The sequence below is a fragment of the Serratia sp. TSA_7 genome, assembly GCF_052692135.1.
This window is the reverse complement of the sequence record NZ_JBQZFU010000001.1, coordinates 202154-220234: the sequence shown is the minus strand read 5'-3', so window position 1 is coordinate 220234 and position 18081 is coordinate 202154. Positions and strand designations below refer to the sequence as shown.

Annotated in this window: 14 protein-coding genes; 6 read left to right on the top strand and 8 right to left on the bottom strand. The window is 58.1% G+C overall.

Annotated elements, in window-relative coordinates; all coding sequences use genetic code 11:
• Nucleotides 1-8: 8 nt before the first annotated feature.
• From cydC to trxB, 5 genes are all read right to left on the bottom strand, one after another.
• Entirely contained in the window at nucleotides 9-1757 is a 1749-nt protein-coding gene (cydC, locus tag ACUTQW_RS01085; RefSeq protein ID WP_006324535.1) for a heme ABC transporter ATP-binding protein/permease CydC, read from the bottom strand.
• A 2-nt stretch (nucleotides 1758-1759) separates the two neighbouring features.
• The gene (cydD, locus tag ACUTQW_RS01080; RefSeq protein WP_006324536.1) at nucleotides 1760-3526 is read right to left on the bottom strand and encodes a heme ABC transporter permease/ATP-binding protein CydD; all 1767 of its coding nucleotides are present in this window, start codon (nucleotides 3524-3526) and stop codon (nucleotides 1760-1762) included.
• Nucleotides 3527-3703: 177 nt separating this feature from the next.
• Nucleotides 3704-4321 (bottom strand): glutathione transferase GstA, encoded by a 618-nt coding sequence (gene gstA, locus ACUTQW_RS01075; RefSeq protein WP_006324537.1) that lies wholly within the window; start codon nucleotides 4319-4321, stop codon nucleotides 3704-3706.
• Nucleotides 4322-4417: 96 nt separating this feature from the next.
• The gene (locus ACUTQW_RS01070; RefSeq protein WP_006324538.1) at nucleotides 4418-5305 is read right to left on the bottom strand and encodes a LysR family transcriptional regulator; all 888 of its coding nucleotides are present in this window, start codon (nucleotides 5303-5305) and stop codon (nucleotides 4418-4420) included.
• Between the two features lie 78 nt (nucleotides 5306-5383).
• Nucleotides 5384-6355 (bottom strand): thioredoxin-disulfide reductase, encoded by a 972-nt coding sequence (gene trxB / locus ACUTQW_RS01065; protein WP_006324539.1) that lies wholly within the window; start codon nucleotides 6353-6355, stop codon nucleotides 5384-5386.
• A 671-nt stretch (nucleotides 6356-7026) separates the two neighbouring features.
• On the opposite strand from trxB, the gene lrp reads away from it, so the two are divergent.
• The 5 genes from lrp to serS all read left to right on the top strand — a co-directional run bounded on the left by lrp (nucleotide 7027) and on the right by serS (nucleotide 14772).
• Complete coding sequence (gene lrp / locus ACUTQW_RS01060) at nucleotides 7027-7521, top strand: leucine-responsive transcriptional regulator Lrp (RefSeq protein WP_004928318.1); 495 nt, start codon at nucleotides 7027-7029, stop codon at nucleotides 7519-7521.
• A gap of 120 nt (nucleotides 7522-7641) precedes the next feature.
• Nucleotides 7642-11208, top strand: coding sequence for a DNA translocase FtsK 4TM domain-containing protein (locus tag ACUTQW_RS01055; protein ID WP_006324541.1), 3567 nt, complete (start codon nucleotides 7642-7644; stop codon nucleotides 11206-11208).
• Between the two features lie 199 nt (nucleotides 11209-11407).
• A complete protein-coding gene (gene lolA / locus ACUTQW_RS01050; RefSeq protein ID WP_004942614.1) occupies nucleotides 11408-12019 on the top strand; it encodes an outer membrane lipoprotein chaperone LolA in 612 nt (203 codons plus the stop codon).
• Between the two features lie 7 nt (nucleotides 12020-12026).
• Nucleotides 12027-13370 (top strand): replication-associated recombination protein A, encoded by a 1344-nt coding sequence (locus ACUTQW_RS01045; protein WP_013812283.1) that lies wholly within the window; start codon nucleotides 12027-12029, stop codon nucleotides 13368-13370.
• A 109-nt stretch (nucleotides 13371-13479) separates the two neighbouring features.
• Nucleotides 13480-14772: a serine--tRNA ligase gene (gene serS, locus ACUTQW_RS01040; protein WP_004942617.1), complete on the top strand. Its 1293-nt coding sequence runs from the start codon at nucleotides 13480-13482 to the stop codon at nucleotides 14770-14772.
• 60 nt (nucleotides 14773-14832) lie between these two features.
• Here serS and ACUTQW_RS01035 read toward each other — a convergent pair whose 3' ends face one another.
• The 3 genes from ACUTQW_RS01035 to ACUTQW_RS01025 form a co-directional block, all read right to left on the bottom strand.
• Nucleotides 14833-15444, bottom strand: coding sequence for a LysE family translocator (locus ACUTQW_RS01035; protein WP_445654749.1), 612 nt, complete (start codon nucleotides 15442-15444; stop codon nucleotides 14833-14835).
• Between the two features lie 98 nt (nucleotides 15445-15542).
• Entirely contained in the window at nucleotides 15543-16334 is a 792-nt protein-coding gene (locus ACUTQW_RS01030) for an AraC family transcriptional regulator (RefSeq protein WP_006324543.1), read from the bottom strand.
• Nucleotides 16335-16373: 39 nt separating this feature from the next.
• Entirely contained in the window at nucleotides 16374-16742 is a 369-nt protein-coding gene (locus tag ACUTQW_RS01025; RefSeq protein WP_006324544.1) for a DUF1801 domain-containing protein, read from the bottom strand.
• A gap of 177 nt (nucleotides 16743-16919) precedes the next feature.
• Here ACUTQW_RS01025 and ACUTQW_RS01020 point away from each other — a divergent pair, with 177 nt between their 5' ends.
• Entirely contained in the window at nucleotides 16920-18065 is a 1146-nt protein-coding gene (locus ACUTQW_RS01020) for an MFS transporter (protein WP_013812288.1), read from the top strand.
• The last annotated feature ends 16 nt before the right edge of the window (nucleotides 18066-18081 follow it).

Genomic DNA, 18081 nt, shown 5'->3' with positions numbered 1-18081 from the left:
AGCGTCCTCTACAGGCCATTTTCAAGCGGTATCCCACTGATGCGCTGGCGGAAACGGGCATAACGCCCTTGCCGGCGCATCAGGGTAAGGTGGTCGCCCTGTTCGACAATCCGGCCGCCGTCCATCACGCAGATGCGGTCAAGATGCTCGAGCCCATACAGGCGGTGAGTCACCAGGATCAGCGTTTTACCTTGGCAGTGCCGGCGCAACAGCGCCAGGATCTGCTGTTCGGTTTCGGCGTCCAGGCCCTCGGTCGGTTCGTCGAGCAACAGCAGAGGCGCCTGATGCAACAACGCGCGGGCAATACCCAGGCGACGTTGTTCACCGCCGGAAAGCTGGCGGCCGCCATCCCCAAGCCAGGCATTTAGCCCTTCGTTATCCAACAACTTTTCCAGCCCGACCTGGCACAGCACGTCGCGTAACTGTTCGTCGGCCGCCGTCGGGGCGGCGATGCGCAGGTTTTCCCGCAGCGTGTTGCTGAAAATATGCACCCGCTGGCTGACGACGGTGGTCATCTGGCGCAGCGTAGTTTCATCATAGGCGCTGAGCGGCTGGCCGTTGAGCAGCATGCTGCCGCTATCGGCGTTCCAGGCGCGGGTTAACAACTGCAACAGGGTAGATTTGCCGCAGCCGGTTCGCCCGAGCAGCGCAATGTGTTCCCCGGCGGCAATCTCCAGCGTGACGTCTTGCAACACCGGCAGAGGTTGGCCGGGATAGCTAAAGGTGAGCTGTTGCAGGCTTAACGCAGCGCCGTTCCCGGCCGCCGGGCCACTGGCCGGGAAAGTGACTTCCGGCTGCCGATCGATAACCTGTTTTACCCTTGTGGCGGAAGCGATGACCTGGCCGAGATGCTGGAAGGCGCCGGCGACCGGCATCAGCGCTTCAAACGAGGCCAGCGCGGCAAACACGAACAGCGCAATCAGCGCGCCGGGTTGGGGATCGCCACCTATGCCGCCGGCGGTGAGCCAGAGCAACAGCGTTACCGTCAGGCCGCTGGCCAGGATCATCACCCCCTGCGCGATCCCCCCCAGCGAAGCCTGTTGCCATTGGCGGCGCTGCCAGTGCCGTTCGGTGGCATCCAGACTGGCGCGGAAATCATTGACTGCGCCGAACACCACCAGTTCGGCCTGGCCCTGCAGCCAGGCGGTCAGATCGGTGCGGTACTGGCTGCGCAGGGCGGTCAGCTGGCCGCCAATCGGTTTGCCGGCGCGGTAGAATACCGGTGGTACCAACAGCAGCAGCAGCAACAAAATACCGCCCAGCGTCAGGGCCAGCGAGCTGTCCAGCCAACTGAGGCCGTAGGTGACCACGATGATCACCACCGCGGCGCTGACTAACGGCGAGATCACCCGCAGATACAGATGGTCCAGCGTGTCGACGTCCGCCACCAGCCGGTTAAGCAGATCGGCCTGCCGGAAACGGGCAATGCCGCCCGGTGACAGCGGCAGGATCTTTTTAAAGGTAAATACCCGCAGATGAGAAAGAACGCGGAAGGTGGCGTCGTGACTGACCACGCGCTCTGCGTAGCGCCCGGCGGTGCGGAAGATCGCCGCGCCACGCACGCCGGCAGCCGGCAACATGTAGTTGAAGGTAAACAGGCCCGCCAGGCCGGCGAGCGCCGATGCGGCGAGGAACCAGCCGGAAAGCGCCAATAGGCCGATACTGGCCAGCAGCGTGACGATGGCCAGCAGGATGCCCAGGCAGATCAGCAGGCTGTGACGACGGTATAGTGCCAGGAACGGCAGCAAAACGCGCATGATTATAGCTCCCCGCTGCGGTGTGCGATCAGATTGGCGAACAACCCCGGTTGGGCGCTCAGCGTGGCGTAATCGCCTTGCTGCACGATCCGCCCGCCTTCCATAACCCAGATCTGGTCGTAATCTTCGGTATCTTCCAACTGGTGTGTGACCAGCAGGGTGGTTTGCTGATGCGAGGCTGCGTTGAGTGCCTGCATGACTCGTCGCTCGCTGTGAGCGTCGAGGCTGGCTGCAGGCTCATCCAGCAACAGCAAACGGCGTGGGCTGATGAGTGCCCGGGCGACCGCCACGCGTTGCGCCTGGCCGACGGACAGACGTGCGGCGCTATCGCCGACCTCAGTGTCCAGACCCAGCGGCAAATGCGGCAAGATCTCGCTGACGTAAGCCTGCTCCACCGCCTGTTGCAATTGAGCTTCACTCGCTTGCGGGTGGCCCAGCAGAATGTTTGCCCGTAGCGTTTGCGCCGGCAGGTGCGGGTTTTGTCCCACCCAGCCGAGCTGCCGACGCCAGCCTTCTGCCGCCAGCTCACGCAACTCGGTGCCGTTGACCGTCAGTGAACCGCGATAGGGCAGGAAGCCGAGCAGCAGATTCAGCAGGGAGCTTTTGCCGGCGCCGCTCAGCCCGACCAGAGCAATACGCTGGTGTGCGGACAGGGTGAAACTCAGAGGGCCAGCCAGCAGCACGCCGTTTGGCGACAGAATTTCCAGATCCTGCGCTTTTAACTCCAGCGGTGCATCGGTATTCAGCTCCTGCGTGCCAGTGCCCCTTTGCTCGCCTTCGGCGCCGAGGAAAGTTTCCAACGCTTCTGCGGCGCCCACGGCCTGCGCTTTGGCATGATAGAAAGCACCCAGATCGCGCAGCGGCTGGAAGAACTCCGGAGCCAGAATCAACACCAGGAAGCCAGCAAACAGCGTAACGCCGGTGCCGTAGCTGCCGAAATTCAGCTCGCCAAGGAAGGAAAAGCCAAAATAGACCGCCACCACGGCGATGGAGATGGAGGCAAAGAACTCCAGCACCGCCGATGACAGGAACGCCAGCCGCAGCACTTCCATGGTGCGGCTGCGGAAATCCTCGGACGACTTGGCGATCTGCGCGGTTTCCGCCTCAGCCCGGTTAAACAGACGCAGCGTATCCAACCCGCGCAGGCGATCGAGGAAATTGCCGCTCAGCCGCGCCAGCGCCACAAAGTTGCGTCGGTTGGCATCGGCGGCGCCCATGCCGACCAGCGCCATAAACAGCGGGATCAGCGGGGCGGTCGTCAACAGAATCAGACCGGCGGCCCAGTTGATCGGAAATACGGTTATCAGGATCAGCAACGGGATAAACACCGCCAGATACATCTGCGGCAGATAGCGGGAGTAATAATCCTGCATGTCTTCGATCTGCTCAACGATGATGCTGGCCCAACTGCCCGCCGGTTTCCCCTGGATCCAGGCGGGGCCGAGCTGCTGAAGTTTGTCCAGCACCTGCCGACGCATACGCTGGCGGATCACCTGGCCGCAGATAAAACCAACGCGTTCACGCAGCCAGCTCAACAACGCACGCAGCGCGAAAGTGGCGGCCAACCAGATAAACGAGGGGATCAACTGTTCGCGCGGGGCGTGTTCGATAATCAGGGCGTGGAGCAGGGCGGCCAACAGCCATGCCTGCACGACAATCAGAATGCCGCTTATCAGCCCCAACAGCATGGAAAGGCGCAGCCAACGCTGCGCCAACGTGCTCTGAGTTTTGAGCCAACGGGTTAACTGTTGCTGTCTGGTTTTTTTCATCAGATATGAGTCTGCGTCGCCGGTGCCTGTTGTTACAAGCAAGGTTAACGTACTGTTAAAAAAAGTGTTTGCCTCAACCTGAAGCGAACAAGCGAAGGCTAATGTTACCTCTTCACCCGGCAGACTGAAAATAATAAAGCGGTCAAATATCCCTATAACAGACTCTGGTCGCGAGGGTTATTCCACCTCCCGGCTGGCCGCTTCCGCCGCCAGGGCGGCTTGCACCGATTTACGCTGACCGATCTGCGCCATATACCGGGTTAACGTAGGCCAGTTTTTTAACTCGATGGAAAAAGGGGCCATCCAACGCAGTACGGTAAACAGATAGGCATCCGCCACGCTAAAGCGGTCCCCTAACAGGAAATCCTGCCCATCCAGCGCCTGAGCGACATAATCGAGACGGCGGCGCAGCTTGTCGCGGAACAGTGTTTTGACCTCTTCCTGCAGGGCTGCATTGAATAGCGGGCTGGCTCCGGCGTGGATCTCGGCGGTGATGAAATTCAGCCATTCCTGCAAGCGCACCCGTTCGAAGGTATGGCTGGGAGGGACCAGCGCGGCGTCAGGGCGCAGATCCGCCAGATATTGCACGATGGCGGCGCCTTCGGTAATCACCCGGCCGTCTTCCAGCATCAGGGCGGCGACGTAACCCTTGGGATTGATCTGATAAAAATCACCGCCGTCGGCGCTGCGTTTGCTGCGGTTATTCACCCGGATAAGTTCAAACGGCAATTCCAGCTCTCGCAGGACAATATGCGGGGATAGCGAACAGGCGTCGGGCGCAAAATAGAGTTTCATGAGAATTCCTGAGGCAAAAAGCGATATCGCTTGACCGACAGCATGCCGCCGGTGGGGCCTGCAGAAAAATTAGAATGTCAGAAACCCGTCATCAGTTCAGCTACTGACGGGCTGCGGCAGATGATCTCGCAGGTAATCCAGCAGGGTTTGTACCGGCGCAGAGCCCGCGCCAGCGAACGAACAGACCAGGCCAAAATAACGGTAGAGCGGGACGCTCAACGGCAGAGCGCAAATGCCGGCGGCGTCGGTCGGTATCACCGATGCAGGCATCAACGAAACGCCGACGCCTTCGCGCACCAGCGTCAGTGCAGTGCTCCAGTCGCTGACGGTCACACGTATGTCAGCCAGCGCAATACCGGCCTGCTGTGCCAACCGTTGCGCGTTGAGGCTGCAGCCGCCGGTAGCCAGCACAAAGGGCAGCCCGGCCAGCGCTTTAAAATCCACCGGTTGCCGGCCCCTGGCCAGCGGGTGGCCGCTGGCGGTAACCGCAAGCCACAGATCTTGTCCCAGAGGATAGCCTTGTCTTTCTTCCTTTGGGTTCAGCACCACGCCGACGTCGACGGTTTCCAGTGCCAGCCAGTTCTCCACTTCTTGATCGGTGCCTTCCAACTGAATCAGCTCAATGGCGGGGTAGAGGCGGCGGAATTTACGCAATAGCGGCGGAAGCAAGAGGGCAAATGCCGAGGGAAAGCTGGCCAGCCGAATTTTGCCCGAGTGCGCACTTTTCGCCTGCAGCGCGTAGTTTTGGATCGCATCGAGTTCGGCGAGCATGGCGCGGGCGTGGAGGACAATTCGCTCCCCGCTTTGTGTCAGAGTCACTGAATGTGGCAGGCGGACAAACAACTGCGTGCTTAGGGCGCTTTCCAATTGAGCGATAGCCTGGCTGGCGCCGGACTGGGTCATGCCGCACTGGTTTGCCGCCAGCGTAATTTTGCCGCTGTCGGCCACGGCGACCAGCAAGCGCCAGTGGAGAAGGTTCTGCATCCTATGCCCATCCGCTCATCGTTAAGGTACAAAAAAAGCGGCTGAAGCAGCCGCTTTTCAGGATAACAGAACGTGCCGTTACAGCACTTCTGCGCCAGCGATGCCGTCCAGGTAACGCTCAGCGTCCAGCGCCGCCATACAGCCGGTGCCGGCGGAAGTGATCGCCTGACGGTAGATATGGTCCATCACGTCACCCGCAGCGAATACGCCAGGAATGGTGGTCTGGGTGGCGTTGCCGTGAATACCGGACTGAACCTTGATATAGCCGTTTTCCAACTCCAGTTGGCCACCGAAGATGCTGGTGTTCGGGCTGTGTCCGATGGCGATAAATACGCCGGCCAGCGCCAGTTCCTGCGTTGCATTATCCGCTTTGGTACTGCGAATGCGCACGCCGGTAACGCCCATCTGATCGCCCAGCACTTCATCCAGCGTATGGTCGGTATGCAGCACGATATTGCCGTTTTTCACTTTCTCCATCAGCCGGTCGATCAGGATCTTCTCTGAGCGGAAGCTGTCGCGGCGGTGGATCAGATGAACTTCAGCGGCGATGTTGGACAAATACAACGCTTCTTCCACGGCGGTATTGCCGCCGCCGACTACCGCGACTTTCTGATTGCGGTAGAAGAAACCGTCACAGGTCGCGCAGGCGGAAACGCCTTTGCCCTTGAAGGCGTCTTCGGAAGGCATGCCCAGGTAACGGGCAGATGCGCCGGTGGCGATGATCAAAGCATCGCAAGTGTATTCGCCACTGTCGCCGAACAGGCGGAACGGACGGTTCTGCAGATCGACGCTGTTGATGTGATCGAACACGATCTCGGTCTGGAATTTTTCTGCGTGCTCGCGCATGCGCTCCATCAGCGCCGGGCCGGTCAAGCCTTCGGCATCGCCAGGCCAGTTTTCCACTTCGGTGGTGGTGGTCAGTTGGCCACCTTGTTCCATACCGGTAATCAGTACCGGGCTCAGGTTTGCGCGCGCAGCGTAAACCGCGGCGGTGTAGCCGGCCGGGCCGGAACCCAGGATCAGTAATTTGCTATGTTTAGCCGTGCCCATGAATACCCTCTTTTCCCACAATGCGGACAATGAAACCGATTGTAGGGAAAATGCAGCATTAAAAAAAGCGTCAGCGGATGTTGTTAACGATTTGTTTGATAGCCGTGACCTATTAATTATTGTTTTACCACCAAAACGAGCGTAAAACGCAGCAATTTAACTTATGGAAGCCACTTGCCGACGTTATGCGCTCGTTCTGCCTGAGACACCACATTTACCGGGTTTCAGCCGTTTTGCTCTGCGGGGTTTAAGCCAGCGATTCATAACTAAAAATGGGGTGCTGACTTTTCATGACGACAGGTTCTTCTGATTTTGCTTCTTTTACTTTGACAATCCGCTGCGCATTTGCGAAAACATCATAGGAAGAAGAAATTATCCCCCTACCTACAGTAAATCGTACGTATTTGCGGCGGCGGTGCAGGATTTTGCGCCATTGTCGAAGCGGAGAGCGGCAGGTGAGGGGAACATCGCGTCAGCGAATGGCAATTTCCTTCTTGAGATGAACGTCATTTGAATCCGTTGTGCAGGGTTGACAGACAGGTTGCACAACGATGAATGATGGTAGTGAAGCATATGACAGGCATCGGGTCTTCGCTTGGAACAAGCCCTTACACATTGACGTTGGCTAGGGTGTGGCAAGTGCAGGGAAGAAAATAAGAGAGACAATAATAATGGCAGACAATAAGAAACGCCCGGGTAAAGATCTCGACCGTATCGACCGCAATATCCTGAATGAGCTGCAGAAGGATGGGCGTATCTCGAACGTTGAGCTTTCGAAGCGCGTGGGGTTATCCCCAACCCCATGTTTAGAACGTGTGCGCCGCCTCGAGCGCCAGGGTTTTATTCATGGCTATACCGCTTTGCTCAACCCGCATTATCTGGATGCATCTCTGCTGGTTTTCGTGGAAATCACGCTGAACCGCGGCGCGCCGGATGTGTTTGAGCAATTTAACTCAGCAGTTCAAAAGCTTGAAGAAATTCAGGAGTGTCATCTGGTGTCCGGTGATTTCGACTATCTGTTGAAAACCCGCGTGCCGGATATGTCGGCTTACCGTAAGTTGCTCGGTGAAACCTTGCTGCGTCTGCCGGGGGTTAACGACACCCGTACGTACGTGGTCATGGAAGAAGTCAAACAGAGTAACCGTCTGGTTATCAAAACACGGTAAGGTGCAGGTGCAAAACCTGATTAAATTGGTTACACTCCTGTTTATTCATACAGTTTCGGCGCCGGGGAAGCTTCTCGGCGCTGTTGCTATGTCAGCTAACAGGAACCTGGAGAGCCTTTCTTGAGCCAGGAATATACAGAAGATAAAGAAGTTACCCTGAAAAAACTCAGCAGTGGCCGCCGTTTGCTTGAAGCTGTGTTGATTGTGGTAGCCATTTTTGCCGTTTACCTCATGGCTGCCTTGGTCAGTTTCAATCCGTCTGACCCAAGTTGGTCGCAGACCGCGTGGCATGAGCCGATTCATAACCTGGGCGGTGGCGTCGGAGCCTGGTTGGCCGACACGCTGTTCTTCACCTTCGGGGTACTTGCTTACGCAATACCGCCGATCATGCTGGTTTTGTGCTGGGCGGCTTACCGTCAGCGCGACAGCGGCGATTACATCGACTATTTTGCGCTCTCACTGCGCCTTATCGGCACGCTGGCGCTGGTGCTCACCTCGTGTGGCCTGGCGGCACTGAATGTCGACGATCTCTATTACTTCGCTTCCGGCGGCGTTATCGGCAGCTTGCTGAGCAACGCCATGCTGCCGTGGTTCAACGGCATTGGCGCAACGCTGGCATTATTGTGCGTGTGGGCCGCAGGGCTCACGCTTTTCACCGGCTGGTCCTGGTTGGTGATCGCCGAGAGAATCGGCGGTGTGGTGCTGGGTACGGCCACTTTCATGACCAACCGCTCACGCCGTGAGGAGCGTTATCACGACGATGACGATCGCTACGTCGACGACGAGCCGGAGCAGGCAGGGAAGGGGGCCGCAGTTGCTGTAGCCGCCTCTGCGGCTGCGGCCAATGCGGCGGAAGCGGAAGATGACGTACTGTTTTCTGCACCTTCGGTAACGGATGCCGCCAACGCCGCGGCAGACGAGGTTGACGATCCGCTGCTCAACGGCTTGCGGGCTAACGACGATGCCGATGTGGCACCTGTCGCGCCGGTGGCTGTCAGCACGCCGGTAACGCCTGATCCCGCGCCGATAGCGGCCCCGGTGACGGCGCCTGCGGTAACGGCAGCGCCAACGGCTCCGGCCTCGGTGAACCAGCATCCGATGAGTGCTGCAGTGGAGAACGCCGCGCCACCGCTGTATTCGTTTGAAATCCCTGAAGAGACGCCTGCGCCGAAAATGACGCGCCCGGCCGATCCTTATCGGGACGATGATGAACCGCGTTTGGGCAATTGGGACGCACCGGCCGTATCTCAGCCGCACGATCGCTCCCCGTTTGATTTCTCTGCGGCTCAGCGCGACAGCGTTGACGTTGGCAGCTCCACCGGCTTCAGTGCCGGCGAGCCTGAGGTTACGCCATTTGGCAGCATGAAACCGCAGGCGGAAGCCGCAGCGGCGGCCGTTGTCGCCAATACCTTTATGCCGGCCTTTACGGCCACCAGCGACGGTAACTCGCAGGTGAAACAGGGCATTGGCCCTGAGTTGCCGCGGCCGAATCCGGTGCGTATTCCTACCCGGCGCGAGCTGGCGTCTTACGGTATCAAGCTGCCTTCGCAGCGTGTAGCCGAGCAGGAACAGCGCCCCCGCGATGATCAACCGCTGCAAGCTGCGGAAAGCCATCAGCAAGATGAAGAAGCCTTGCAGGAAGCGGCGCTGCGCCAGGCGTTTGCCGAACAGCAAAGCCAGCGTTACGGTGAGGAATATCCGCAAGATAATCAAGATGATGAGCAAGCCCTGCAGGAAGCGGCGTTGCGTCAGGCGTTTGCCGAGCAACAGCAGGCACGCTATGGCCAGCAGGAACCTGTGCAATCGGCGCCGATCGCCAATCCGGTAGATACCCGCAACGCGTTCAGCTTCTCGCCGATGGATGATTTGGTCGACGATAGCCCGAGCGAACCCCTGTTCACTCTGTCGCCGCAGCTTGAAGAACGTATCGAGCAGCAAAGCGAACGTGAAGACGATGTCCCCTTTGGCCAGTTTGAGCCTGCTGCACCGGCTTATTCGTCTCAGACTCCAGCACCGCAGCCATACCAGCCTGCTCAACCTGCTTATCAGCAGCCTGCTTACCAGCAGGCACCACAGCAGCAGCCGCCAGCTTATCAGCAACCTGTGGCGCAACCGGCTCCGGCTGCACCGCAGCAGCCGGCGATGGACAGCCTGATTCACCCGTTCCTGATGCGCAACGATATGCCGCTGCAAAAACCGACCACGCCGTTGCCGACGCTGGATCTGCTGACCGAAGCCCCGAAAGAGGTGGAGCCGGTGGACTCTTTCGCGTTGGAGCAGAAAGCGCGTTTGGTGGAAGCGAGTTTGGCCGACTATCGGGTGAAAGCCGACGTAGTGGATATTTTACCTGGCCCGGTTATTACCCGCTTTGAGCTGGATTTGGCGCCGGGGGTCAAGGCTGCGCGTATTTCCAACCTGTCACGCGATCTGGCGCGTTCCCTGTCAACTTCCGCCGTGCGTGTGGTAGAGGTCATTCCCGGCAAGCCTTATGTCGGATTGGAGCTGCCTAACGTTAAACGTCAGACGGTTTATCTGCGCGAAGTGCTGGATTGCCCAGCGTTCCGCGACAATCCGTCGCCGCTGGCGATCGTCCTGGGGAAAGACATTTCCGGTGAGCCGGTGGTGGCCGATTTGGCGAAAATGCCACATCTGCTGGTGGCCGGTACTACGGGCTCCGGTAAGTCGGTTGGGGTCAATGCCATGATCCTGAGTATCTTGTATAAGGCCACGCCGAAAGAAGTGCGCTTTATCATGATTGACCCGAAAATGCTGGAGCTGTCGGTTTATGAAGGCATTCCGCACCTGTTGACGGACGTTGTGACCGATATGAAAGACGCCGCTAACGCCCTGCGCTGGTGTGTTGCGGAGATGGAGCGTCGCTACAAGCTGATGTCTGCACTCGGCGTGCGTAACCTGGCCGGTTATAACGAACGCGTTGATCAGGCTGAAGCTATGGGGCGCCCGATCCCGGATCCTTTCTGGAAGCCGACTGACAGTATGGACATTACGCCGCCGGTGTTGGAGAAAGAGCCTTACATCGTGGTGATGGTGGACGAATTCGCCGACCTGATCATGACGGTGGGCAAGAAGGTTGAGGAACTGATCGCTCGTTTGGCACAGAAAGCGCGTGCTGCGGGGATCCACCTGGTGCTGGCGACCCAGCGTCCGTCGGTGGATGTGATCACCGGCCTGATCAAGGCCAACATCCCAACCCGTATCGCCTTTACCGTATCCAGCAAGATTGACTCGCGCACTATCCTCGATCAGGGCGGTGCAGAATCTTTGCTGGGGATGGGTGACATGCTGTATCTGGCGCCTAACTCCTCCATTCCTGTACGTGTGCATGGTGCATTTGTGCGCGATCAGGAAGTTCATGCGGTGGTCAAGGATTGGAAAGCGCGTGAGCGGCCTCAATATAAAGAGGGGATCCTCAGCGCCGGTGACGACGGTGAGGGTGGCGCTGGCGGCGGCCTGGAAGGTGACGAAGAGCTGGATCCGTTGTTTGACCAGGCGGTGGAGTTTGTGGTGGATAAACGCCGCGCTTCTATCTCCGGCGTGCAGCGTCAGTTCCGCATCGGTTATAACCGCGCTGCGCGCATCATCGAACAGATGGAAGCGCAGGGCATCGTCAGCGAGCAGGGGCATAACGGCAACCGCGAGGTGCTGGCACCGCCACGGCATGACTGATGAAGCTTTAATCGTTGTTATTCAATAATAAAGGGCCGCTTAGCGGCCCTTGTGCAAAGAAGCGTAAACCCGTCTGCTTCTCGGAACATTGGCCTATCTGCCGGCTTGTGGCTTCGGGTAAAGTAACGTTGGTTAAGGGTTAATTTGACCCGCACGGCACCGCCTTGCGGTTAACGCATTTCATAAGGTATCTGGAATAATGAAAAAACTGTTGGTTGCCTGCTGTCTGCTTTCGGGATTCGCTTCCACCTCTGTGCTGGCCGACGCCGCACAGGATCTGCAAAGCCGTCTGGCGAAAGTGAACAGTTTCCACGCCAGTTTCTCCCAGACCGTGACCAGCAGCGACGGCGCTGCGGTACAGCAGGGCGAAGGCGAATTGTGGGTAAAACGCCCGAATCTGTTTAACTGGCACATGACCTCACCTGACGAGAGCGTGCTGGTATCGGATGGCCAAACCCTGTGGTTTTATAACCCGTTTGTCGAGCAGGTCACTGCCACCTGGCTGAAAAATGCCACCGGCAACACGCCGTTTATGCTGATCACCCGCAACGATGCCAATGACTGGAAACAGTATAATGTGAAGCAGAAAGGCGACGATTTTGAGCTGACGCCAAAATCCAGCAGCGGTAACCTGAAACAGTTCGCCATTACTGTGACCAACAGCGGTACTATCCGCAGTTTTGCCGCAGTTGAGCAGGACGGCCAGCGCAGCTCTTACGCACTGAAAAGCCAGCAGAACACCACGGTTGACGCTGCCAAATTCAAATTTACCCCGCCGAAGGGGGTGACGCTGGACGACCAGCGCCAGTGAGGTCCGCGTGAGTAATATGTCGCTCGATTTTTCCCAGAATGAGTTCCAGCCGTTGGCCGCGCGGATGCGGCCAACTACGCTGGCGCAGTATATCGGCCAGCAACACCTGCTGGCTGCCGGCAAGCCTTTGCCGCGTGCCATCGAGGCCGGGCAACTGCATTCGATGATTCTGTGGGGGCCGCCGGGCACCGGGAAAACGACGCTGGCAGAGCTGATCGGCCGTTACGGCCAAGCGGACGTCGAACGGATTTCCGCCGTTACGTCCGGCATCAAAGAGATCCGCGAGGCGATCGAGCGCGCACGTCAGAACCGTGACGCCGGTCGCCGCACTATTTTGTTTGTCGATGAGGTGCACCGCTTCAATAAAAGCCAGCAGGATGCTTTCCTGCCGCATATTGAAGATGGCACCATCACCTTTATCGGTGCGACGACCGAAAACCCGTCTTTTGAGCTCAATTCGGCGCTGCTTTCGCGCGCCCGGGTGTATTTGTTGAAAGCGCTGACCGCCGAAGATATCAGCCAGGTGCTGGATCAGGCGATGAAAGACAATAGCCGGGGGTTCGGCGGCCAGAATATCGAGCTGCCCGAAGAGACGCGCCGCATGCTGTCGGAGCTGGTGGGCGGCGATGCGCGCCGGGCGCTGAACAGCCTGGAGATGATGGCGGATATGGCGGAAATCGACGCCAAAGGCATCCGCGTTTTGACGCCGTCATTGTTAAAAGAGGTCTCCGGTGAACGCAGTGCGCGCTTCGACAATAAAGGCGATCGTTATTACGATTTGATCTCGGCGCTGCATAAATCGGTGCGCGGTTCGGCACCGGATGCCGCGCTGTACTGGTATGCGCGCATTATTACCGCAGGTGGCGATCCGCTGTATGTGGCGCGTCGCCTGTTGGCGATTGCGTCCGAGGATGTCGGCAATGCCGATCCGCGCGGCATGCAGGTGGCGATTGCGGCCTGGGATTGCTTTACCCGCGTCGGCCCGGCGGAGGGCGAACGGGCAATTGCCCAGGCCATCGTCTATCTGGCCTGCGCGCCGAAAAGCAACGCCGTGTACACCGCTTTCAAAGCGGCGATGCGCGACGCCCGAGAGATGGCTGATTACGATGTACCGGAGCACCTGCGCAATGCGCCAACCAAGCTGATGAAGGAAATGGGCTTGGGCGCGGAGTATCGCTACGCGCACGACGAGCCCAATGCTTATGCCGCCGGTGAGGACTATTTCCCACCTGAAATGGCCAAGACCCGTTACTACCATCCGACCGCTCGCGGACTGGAAGGCAAAATCGGTGAAAAGCTGGCATGGCTGGCTGAGCAGGATCAAAATAGCCCGACAAAACGCTACCGCTAGCGTTGCCGTTGCGGTAAGGTTACCGGGTATCACTCTTTCTTTATGCGGCTTATATTCAGCCGTATAAAACGACAAATTTTCTTTCAATAACAATAAGCACAGGATTAGCATGCTCGATCCCAATCTGCTGCGTAATGAGCTAGACGCAGTCGCCGTCAAACTGGCTCGCCGAGGCTTTAAACTCGATCTGGATCTGCTGCGTTCGCAAGAAGAGCGCCGCAAAGTTCTGCAGGTGGAATCCGAAACGCTGCAGGCAGAACGTAACTCCCGATCGAAATCCATCGGCGCGGCTAAAGCACGCGGGGAAGACATTGAGCCGCTGCGTCGTGAAGTGAACGAACTGGGTGATAAGCTGGATGTTGCCAAGGCCGCCTTGGATTCCTTGCAGACCGAAATCCGCGATTACGCCCTGACGTTGCCGAACCTGCCTGACGATGCCGTACCGAACGGCAAAGATGACAGCGAGAACCAGGAAGTGTGCCGCTGGGGCGAACCGCGCCAGTACGATTTCCAGGTACGCGATCACGTTGATCTGGGCGAAATGGCCGGTGGGCTGGATTTCGCCGCAGCGGTAAAATTGACGGGTTCGCGCTTTGTGGTGATGAAAGGGCAGATCGCCCGTATGCACCGCGCGCTGTCGCAATTCATGCTGGATCTGCATACGGAACAACACGGCTATCTGGAAGCCTACGTGCCGTACCTGGTTAACCACGCCACGTTGTATGGCACCGGTCAGTTGCCGAAGTTTGGCGATGATCTGTTCCATACCAAACCCTTGGAAGAAGAGTCAGACAGCAGCAACTATGCGCTGATCCCAACGGCGGAAGTGCCCTTGACCAACCTGGTGCGCGACGAGATCCTGGAAGAAGAGTCCCTGCCGCTGAAGATGACCGCGCACACGCCATGTTTCCGTGCGGAAGCCGGTTCGTATGGGCGTGACACCCGTGGTTTGATCCGCATGCACCAGTTCGACAAGGTCGAGATGGTACAGATCGTTCGCCCGGAAGATTCCATGGCGGCGCTTGAAGAACTGACCGGCCATGCGGAGAAAGTATTGCAACTGCTGAATCTGCCATACCGTAAAGTCTTGCTGTGTACCGGTGACATGGGCTTCGGCGCTTGCAAAACCTACGATCTGGAAGTGTGGTTGCCGGCTCAGGATACCTACCGTGAAATATCCTCATGTTCGAACATGTGGGATTTCCAGGCGCGCCGCATGCAGGCACGCTGCCGTAGCAAAACCGAGAAGAAGCCGCGTTTGGTGCACACGCTGAACGGTTCTGGTCTGGCTGTGGGTCGTACGCTGGTGGCCGTGCTGGAAAACTACCAGCAGGCCGATGGCCGCATTCAGGTGCCGGAAGTTCTGCGCCCTTACATGAATGGTCTGGAATATATCGGCTAGAAAAGCTAGTCGGCAAGAAAGCGCCTGCGGGCGCTTTTTTTATGTCTGAAAATCAGAGGGTCAGTGGCTGGTCAACGCCAATTTGATGGCGAGACCGATAAATGCCAGGGAAACCGACGAGCGTATCCAGTGCATCACGCGAGCATTCCCCAGAATGCGATGCCGGACGCGTGCGGCAAAGGCGCCATAAAGAGAGAAAATCACGAACGTCATTACGGCGAATACCGCAGAAAGTATCAACATGGTACGGGCAGGGTGCGCATCTCCCACGGTGATAAACTGTGGAAGAAACGCCAGAAAGAAAATGGACAGTTTGGGGTTGAGCGCGTTGGCTACGACGGCATACCGCACCAGAGCGCCGTCTGTGGAAGGCGAATTGGCCTGATACAGGGCCAGCGGCCCTTTTTCGCGCAGCGTTTCCCACCCCATAAACAACAAATAAACCACGCCAAGGTACTTCACCAGGTCAAAGGCCAGAGCACTGGTTTGCAACAGTGCGGCCAATCCGGTCACCGCAGCCAGCATATGGGGCAATACGCCCAGGGTGCAGCCCGCAGCCGCCACCAGGGCGCTGCGCGTACCCTGCTGCAGCCCGGTGGACAAGGTAATCAGCGCGCCGGTCCCCGGCGAGATAACGATCAGTAATGAGGTGAACAGGAAATCTGCATTCACGGGTAAAGCTCCTTTTGGCGATAATTGGCACCCAGTTTCAGGTGAAGGAGCCATGCAGTCTTGAACGAAATTGCAGCCCGCCTTTGCAGCGGCAACGTTCAGGCGGATTGCCGGGAGAAAGAGCCGGGAGTGTACCCAAAGCTCCTGACGAACAGGCGTGTCATGTGGCTTTGATCGGCGAAGCCGCAGGCATCGGCCACCTCCGCCAGCCCGTCACCGGCGAGAATAAGCCGGCGCGCCAGCAACAGGCGGCGTTGCAGCAGGTAAGCATGTGGCGTCAGACCGGTGCGGCGTTTGAACCCGCGTAAGAGTTGGTATTGACTCAGGCCGGCTTCGGTGGCCAACTCGGCCAACGTCAGCGGGCTGCCTGGCTCGTCGTCAATCATTTCCCGTGCGCGGACAATGCCATCTTGAGGGGAAGCTAAAGGGGGATGCGGGATCTCAGCCAGGGCTGCGGCGATAACCAGCAAAGCCTCTTCGGCGGCCAGCGCATCGCTTTGCGTTACGGCGCAGAACAGCCGGTTAAAGCAGGCGGCCAGATGATGATTGCTGAAAACCGGGTGGCTGAATTCCCCGGAGGTAAATTTCCCCTCGCTGATATCCGCGAAACATTGATTGAGCCGTTCCGGGTGGCAGTAGATCATGCGCCAGGCTCTGGCACCGGCGAGGGGAGAGCCGTCATGCACTTCTCCGGGGTTCACGGTGATGATGTCCCCTGCGGATGATTCAACGCGGCCTCTGCCGCTTAGCGATTTCTGGGCGCCGCGATCCATCAGGCCAATGCCAAACTGGTCGTGAGTATGGCGGCCAAAGGAAAAATCCGTGTCCGCCGTTACCATTTCCATACCATGGAGGCGGCTGGGAACGATCTGAATAGCACGTTTTTTCATCGTCTTATCCTTAGGGTGCGCTGCGGATGTACGCCGGTTTTAGCGTGGAGGCTCAAGCTCATAGGCCAGTCTGGCGTAATCTGCCAGATGTTTTGCCTCTACATCGGCAACCGAATAAAGCTTGATATGCCGGCGATACTTACCCCCGCCCTCCAGCATCCGGTGGCGGTCTTCGAGCAGATAGCCCCGGCCAAACTCAACCGTCACATGGCTGCTGTAGGCGAACACGCCGCAGAAAAACGCCGTATGGGCAAACATGATGCCGCCATATTTTACCGATTCACTGACGCCGCCACCGGTTGCCGTAACCACCTGGCGCACACGTTGCACTACGTCCAGAAGTTCACCATGGGTGCTGCCTATATCCGCCAGCAATGTGCCGACGGCATTATCGATAGTCTGTTTCATTATGCCTCTGCGGGAGCGAATTTCTTCTGCCGTCAGCATAGCCCTTTTTGCTGCGCGTTGCCCCTTCTGCCGGCAGTGAAACAAATTGTGCGGTGCATAGATAAGAGCGGATTGACTTTTTTATCGCCAGTGGCATGATGCGCGCACTCTCATCGCGCGTTCGGTTTTAATTTCACTATGTCCGCATATTCCCGCCCAGTGCTCCTGCTGCTCTGTGGCCTGTTATTGCTCACGGTTTCTATTGCCGTATTGAATACGTTAGTCCCTCTTTGGTTGACTCACGCTCAATTGTCAACCGGTCAGGTGGGTATGGTGAGCTCTTCTTACTTTACCGGCAACCTGGTAGGCACGCTGATAGCGGGCAAATTGATCAAACGCATCGGCTTTACCCGCAGCTATCATCTTGCCTGCGTGGTGTTTGCCGTCGCGACGGCCGGTATGGCGCTGTCGCTCGATTTTTGGAGCTGGATGGGTTGGCGTTTCTTTGCCGGCATTGGCTGCGCCTGGATTTGGGTGATCGTTGAAAGCGCCTTACTGCGCAGCGGTAACCTGTCCAACCGCGGGCAACTGTTGGCGGCCTATATGATGGTTTACTATCTTGGCACCGTGATTGGTCAACTGCTGTTGAGCCTGGTATCGACCGAATTGCTGAACGTGGTGCCGTGGGTGGCCACCATCATCATCTGCGCCATGCTGCCCATGCTGTTTGCTCGGGTTAACAGCCAGCATGACGAACCGCAGCAGGCGGCGGTATGGCCAATGCTGAAACGCCGCAGCGCGCGGCTGGGCATCAATGGTTGCATTATCTCGGGTATTGTACTCGGTTCACTGTATGGCTTGATGCCGCTGTATTTATCCCATCAGGGTATGAGCGACGCCAACGTCGGTTACTGGATGGCGCTGCTGGTCAGCTCCGGTATTGTCGGGCAGTGGCCGGTAGGGCGCCTGGCCGATCGCTATGGCCGTCTGTTGGTGCTGCGCATTCAGGTGTTTGTGGTGATCCTCGCCAGTGTGGCGATGCTCGGCAACTATGCCATGGCACCGGCGCTGTTTATTCTCGGCTGCGCCGGTTTCACGCTGTACCCGGTGGCGATGTCCTGGGCCTGCGAGAAAGCGTTGCCGCATGAGTTGGTGGCGATGAATCAGGCGTTGCTGATGAGCTACACAATCGGCAGCCTGCTTGGCCCGTCAATGACGGCGTTGTTGATGCAGAATTATTCCGACCGCCTGTTGTTTGTGATGATTGCTGCCGTTGCGCTGGTGTACCTGATGATGTTGCTGAAAAAGCCAAACCATCACCAGACTCCGCTGGCTGCTGCCTGAGATCAAAAAAACCGGC